The following is a 4,374-nucleotide window of genomic DNA, read 5'->3' on the forward strand; positions in this document are numbered from 1 at the left end:
TCAGAAGTGAAACGCCGTAGCGCCGATGGTAGTGTGGGGTCTCCCCATGCGAGAGTAGGGAACTGCCAGGCATTAATTAAAGTGAAGAGGCCATCCTGAGGGATGGCCTTTTTGCGTTTATGCGCCCGGGTGCAGCCGGATGGCGGCTGCGCTTTATCCCACCTACATAACCACAAGCCATACTGTTGCATATGCGGTAAACTAGACGCGATTTTGCATCAGGAAAGCGTCTATGAATCACTCCCTCAAACCCTGGAATACCTTCGGTATCGATCAACGCGCTAACGAGATTGTCTGTGCCGAAAATGAACAACAACTATTGGATGCCTGGCAATCGGCTAAAGCATCAAATCATCCGGTACTGATACTGGGCGAAGGGAGTAACGTTCTGTTTCTTGATACCTTTCATGGAACGGTGATTATCAACCGTATCAAAGGTATTGAGGTGACAGAGCAACCCGAAGCATGGCACTTGCACGTAGGGGCGGGGGAAAACTGGCATAACCTGGTACGATACACACTCCAGCAAGGTATGCCGGGGCTGGAAAATCTGGCGCTTATTCCGGGGTGCGTCGGTTCTTCTCCTATCCAGAACATTGGCGCCTATGGTGTAGAACTACAGCGGGTCTGTGACTATGTGGATTGTGTCGAGCTGACAACCGGAAAGTCTCTACGGGTGAGCGCCACAGAGTGCCGCTTTGGTTATCGTGATAGTATCTTCAAGCATGAATATCAGGATCGTTACGCCATTGTGGCTGTCGGCCTGCGTTTACCAAAACAGTGGCAGCCCGTACTGACTTATGGCGACCTGGTTCGCTTTGAACCTGAAACGGTCACGCCGCAGCAGGTGTTTGATGCCGTATGCCATATGCGCACCACGAAACTGCCCGATCCAAAAGTAAATGGTAATGCAGGTAGCTTCTTTAAAAATCCTGTTGTTGCAGCAGAGATTGCGCACACATTACTGGCGCAATTTCCCGGTGCGCCACATTACCCGCAGGCCGATGGTTCAGTGAAGCTGGCTGCCGGCTGGTTGATCGATCAGTGCCAGCTAAAAGGCGTCAGTATCGGGGGCGCTGCGGTACATCGTCAGCAGGCCCTGGTGCTGATTAACGCACATAATGCGACAAGCGAGGATGTGGTGAAACTCGCGCATCATGTGCGTCAGAACGTGGGTGAGAAATTTAATGTCTGGCTGGAACCGGAGGTTCGGTTTATCGGGCAGACTGGTGAAGTGAATGCTGTGGAGATCATTGCATGAAGGATAATACCGTTCCCCTGACGCTGATCTCTTTGCTGGCCGATGGTGAGTTTCATTCGGGTGAACATCTGGGTGAAACACTGGGAATGAGCCGCGCAGCCATCAACAAGCATGTCCAGACGCTGCGTGACTGGGGAGTTGATGTGTTTACCGTACCTGGCAAAGGATATAGCCTGCCAGAACCTATCCAATTATTAGATGCTTCTGTCATCCATGCACAACTGGACAGCGGGAATGTCACGGTACTTCCGGTTATCGATTCGACGAACCAGTATCTGCTGGATCGTATCGGCCAGTTGACGTCGGGTGATGCCTGTGTAGCGGAATACCAGCAGGCTGGGCGTGGTCGTCGTGGGCGGAAATGGTTCTCTCCATTTGGTGCGAACCTGTATCTTTCTATGTACTGGCGTCTGGAGCAGGGGCCGGCAGCCGCGATCGGGCTGAGTCTGGTGATCGGCATTGTGATGGCTGAGGTTCTGCGCGATCTGGGTGCAGAGAAGGTTCGGGTTAAGTGGCCTAATGATCTCTATTTACTCGATCGCAAGCTGGCAGGCATTCTGGTTGAGCTTACGGGTAAAACGGGCGACGCTGCACAAATCGTTATCGGCGCAGGTATCAATATGGCCATGCGCCGTGTGGAAGAAGGCGTCGTGAATCAGGGGTGGATCAATCTCCAGGAAGCGGGCATTACGCTTGATCGCAACATGCTGGCGGCGACGTTAATCAAAGAGTTGCGTGCGGCGCTGGAACTCTTTGAGCAGGAAGGTCTGGCACCTTACCTGTCTCGCTGGGAAAAGCTGGATAATTTTATTAACCGACCGGTTAAACTGATTATTGGTGATAAAGAAATATTTGGTATTTCCCGTGGGATAGATGCGCAAGGCGCGTTGTTGCTTGAACAGGATGGCGTAATTAAGCCGTGGATGGGCGGAGAAATATCTTTACGCAGCGCAGAATAATAAAAAGGGAGCTAACGCTCCCTTTTTACATTATTTTCTCAACCTGACTTGTTCGACCGCATGATTGGCGCTTTTGGTCATAATCAGACTGGCCCGTTCACGAGTGGGTAAAATATTTTGCTTTAAGTTCAACCAGTTGATTTCTTTCCATAATGATGCGGCGGTATTGATCGCTTCATCTTTCGATAATTTTGCGTAATTATGGAAATAAGAATCTGGGTCGGTGAACGCCCCCTCACGGAATTTCAGGAAGCGGTTGATGTACCACGTCTGGAGTAAATCTTCAGGCGCATCAACATAAATAGAAAAATCAACGAAGTCAGAAACAAATACATGATGTGGATCGTGAGGATAATCCATTCCACTCTGTAGTACATTTAAGCCTTCAAGAATTAATATATCGGGCTGCGCGACGGTTTTATCTCCGTCTGGAATCACATCATAAATCAGGTGTGAATAGACTGGTGCGGTGACATTTGGCACCCCTGATTTGAGATCGGAAACGAACTTCACCAGACGGTGCATATCGTAAGACTCAGGAAAGCCTTTCTTCTTCATCAGCCCGCGATCTTTCAGCACCTGGTTAGGATGTAGAAAACCGTCAGTGGTGATCAATTCGACGCGACGATGTTCCGGCCAGCGGCTCAGCAGTGCTTGCAGTACGCGCGCGGTGGTGCTTTTGCCCACGGCAACGCTACCGGCAATGCTGATGATATAAGGAATACGCTGGCCGTTAGTGCCTAAAAATTGCTCCAGAACAGCCTGACGGCGCAGGTTTGAACTGATATAGAAATTTAGCAAACGCGACAGGGGCAAATAAATCTCGGCAACTTCTTCCAGTGATAAATCTTCATTAATGCCTTTGAGTCGTGCGATTTCGCCCTCGGTCAGGGTCATCGGCACGGAATCACGAAGCGCAGCCCACTGGTTGCGATCAAATTGTAGGTAAGGCGTCATTAACGTTTGCTCTTTACTCATAAGCATGTTTCTGGCTGTCATTGCTACATCAGGTCAGCGATAAAAAAGCGAATCATCCCCGGCATGCAATGGCACGACACATTTCAGTTAATTTGGACAATGGGCAGGAGGGTAACACCAGATGGGAGGGAATAATAAGAAAAAATCTCTCCTGATAAGTTATCCCTGAAACGCAATGTGACGGATATACCATATGTAAAAGAAGAATTTTTCTCTTTCAAACACAGATATGATGATGCTCTCCGTTAAGCCGTTAGCATCCTGGTGTCGAAAAATCGCACTGACCTGACTAAAAATAGGCCATTTAGCAGTCTTGTCGTGCAAAATGTGAGCGATAGAACATTTTATGCAATTTTTTAGTTGCATGAGGTCGCAGGTCTCCATAGAATGCGCGCTACTTGATGCCGACTTAGCTCAGTAGGTAGAGCAACTGACTTGTAATCAGTAGGTCACCAGTTCGATTCCGGTAGTCGGCACCATCAAGTCCGGTGGGGTTCCCGAGCGGCCAAAGGGAGCAGACTGTAAATCTGCCGTCACAGACTTCGAAGGTTCGAATCCTTCCCCCACCACCACTTTCTGGCAGCGTGTTTGCTGTCTGAACTGGTTGAAAAAATTAACCGGTTCGAATAAGAAAAGAGACATGTCTCTTTTTTTGTTACAGAAAGAACTGGGTAGCCGAGTTCCAGGATGCGGGCATCGTATAATGGCTATTACCTCAGCCTTCCAAGCTGATGATGCGGGTTCGATTCCCGCTGCCCGCTCCAGACGTGCTGATATGGCTCAGTTGGTAGAGCGCACCCTTGGTAAGGGTGAGGTCCCCAGTTCGACTCTGGGTATCAGCACCACTTCACTTCTCCTTCCCGTTTCTCTCTGTATAAACTTAAATATTCAACAATTCAGGCATATCGCCTGGTTGATGTGGTGATATCACCGATTTATCCGTGTCTTAGAGGGACAATCGATGTCTAAAGAAAAGTTTGAACGTACAAAACCGCACGTCAACGTCGGTACTATCGGCCACGTTGACCATGGTAAAACAACGCTGACCGCTGCAATCACTACCGTACTGGCTAAAACCTACGGCGGTGCTGCTCGCGCATTCGACCAGATCGATAACGCGCCGGAAGAAAAAGCTCGTGGTATCACCATCAACACTTCTCACGTTGAATACGACAC

At 49.4% G+C, this 4,374-nt stretch carries 4 protein-coding genes and 4 tRNA genes; 7 read left to right on the top strand and 1 reads right to left on the bottom strand.

All coding sequences use genetic code 11. The features are described from left to right. Positions 1-232: 232 nt before the first annotated feature. Together murB and birA are read left to right on the top strand one after the other, a co-directional pair. Complete coding sequence (gene murB / locus OGX81_RS00650; protein ID WP_104867921.1) at positions 233-1,261, top strand: UDP-N-acetylmuramate dehydrogenase; 1,029 nt, start codon at positions 233-235, stop codon at positions 1,259-1,261. Next, positions 1,258-2,220, top strand: a complete 963-nt coding sequence (gene birA / locus OGX81_RS00655) for a bifunctional biotin--[acetyl-CoA-carboxylase] ligase/biotin operon repressor BirA (protein WP_049011715.1) — start codon at positions 1,258-1,260, stop codon at positions 2,218-2,220. Before murB ends, birA begins: the two co-directional genes overlap by 4 nt. Positions 2,221-2,250: 30 nt before the next feature. Here the strand turns inward: birA and coaA are convergent, their stop codons facing one another. Further along, positions 2,251-3,204 (bottom strand): type I pantothenate kinase, encoded by a 954-nt coding sequence (gene coaA / locus OGX81_RS00660; RefSeq protein ID WP_024130653.1) that lies wholly within the window; start codon positions 3,202-3,204, stop codon positions 2,251-2,253. A 397-nt stretch (positions 3,205-3,601) separates the two neighbouring features. Between coaA and OGX81_RS00670 the strand changes: the two genes are divergently transcribed. The 5 genes from OGX81_RS00670 to OGX81_RS00690 form a co-directional block, all read left to right on the top strand. Next, positions 3,602-3,677, top strand: a tRNA-Thr gene (locus OGX81_RS00670). Positions 3,678-3,685: 8 nt separating this feature from the next. Continuing rightward, positions 3,686-3,770, top strand: a tRNA-Tyr gene (locus OGX81_RS00675). Positions 3,771-3,887: 117 nt separating this feature from the next. Next, positions 3,888-3,962 (top strand) — tRNA-Gly (locus OGX81_RS00680). Positions 3,963-3,967: 5 nt separating this feature from the next. Next, positions 3,968-4,043, top strand: a tRNA-Thr gene (locus OGX81_RS00685). A 116-nt stretch (positions 4,044-4,159) separates the two neighbouring features. Beyond that, positions 4,160-4,374, top strand: a 215-nt coding sequence (locus OGX81_RS00690; protein ID WP_000031663.1) for a GTP-binding protein, incomplete at its 3' end; no start/stop codon positions are given.

It is taken from the genome of Citrobacter sp. CK206, assembly GCF_030333125.1.
GTDB lineage: Bacteria > Pseudomonadota > Gammaproteobacteria > Enterobacterales > Enterobacteriaceae > Citrobacter_B > Citrobacter_B koseri.

Excerpts from the sequence above, each read along its gene's own strand:
- birA (WP_049011715.1), top strand. The coding sequence starts at position 1,258 with ATGAAGGATAATACCGTTCCCCTGACGCTGATCTCTTTGCTGGCCGAT.
- coaA (WP_024130653.1), bottom strand. The coding sequence starts at position 3,204 with ATGCTTATGAGTAAAGAGCAAACGTTAATGACGCCTTACCTACAATTT.
- murB (WP_104867921.1), top strand. The coding sequence starts at position 233 with ATGAATCACTCCCTCAAACCCTGGAATACCTTCGGTATCGATCAACGC.